The sequence below is a fragment of the Streptomyces novaecaesareae genome (assembly GCF_000716875.1).
Lineage (GTDB): Bacteria > Actinomycetota > Actinomycetes > Streptomycetales > Streptomycetaceae > Kitasatospora > Kitasatospora novaecaesareae.
Genome location: NZ_JNWQ01000215.1, coordinates 1 through 644, shown reverse-complemented (window position 1 = coordinate 644; position 644 = coordinate 1). Strand labels below are relative to the sequence as shown.

The 644-nt window shown below is 71.7% G+C and carries 2 pseudogenes; both read left to right on the top strand.

Going from position 1 to position 644, the window contains the following annotated elements:
- Positions 1-95 (top strand): annotated as a pseudogene (locus OP86_RS36325) (electron transfer flavoprotein subunit beta); the annotation flags it as partial.
- A 45-nt stretch (positions 96-140) separates the two neighbouring features.
- Positions 141-644: pseudogene (locus tag OP86_RS32555) on the top strand (electron transfer flavoprotein subunit alpha/FixB family protein); the annotation flags it as partial.

The following is a 644-nucleotide window of genomic DNA, read 5'->3' as shown; positions in this document are numbered from 1 at the left end:
CGCGTCCGGCGCGTACCGCGGGCACCGTCGTCAAGGACGAGGGCGAGGGCGGCAAGGCGCTCGCCGGCTTCCTGGCCGACCAGAAGTTCATCTAGTCCCACCCGTTCGCGCATCCAACGATCGATCAGGAGCAACGAATCATGGCTGAGATCCTGGTTCTGGTGGACCACGCCGACGGTGTGGTCCGCAAGCCGGCCCTGGAGCTGCTGACCCTGGCCCGCCGTATCGGCGAGCCGTCCGCGGTGGTCCTCGGCGCCGGTGCCGCGGCCGCCGACATCGCGGCGAAGGCCGGCGAGTACGGCGCGGCGAAGGTGTACGTCGCCGACGGTGCCGAGTTCGCCGACCAGCTGGTCGTCCCCAAGGTGGACGCCCTGGCCCAGATCGCCAAGACGGTGTCCCCGGCCGCCGTGCTGGTGACGTCCTCGGGTGAGGGCAAGGAGGTGGCCGCCCGCGTGGCCCTGCGGATCGGCTCGGGCATCATCACCGACGCCGTCGACCTGGAGGCCGGCGACGGTGGTCCGGTCGCCACCCAGTCGGTGTTCGCCGCTTCCTTCCAGGTGAAGTCGAAGGTCACCAAGGGCGCGCCGGTCATCACCGTCAAGCCGAACGCCGTCGCCCCGGAGGCCGTCGCGGCCGCGGGTGCG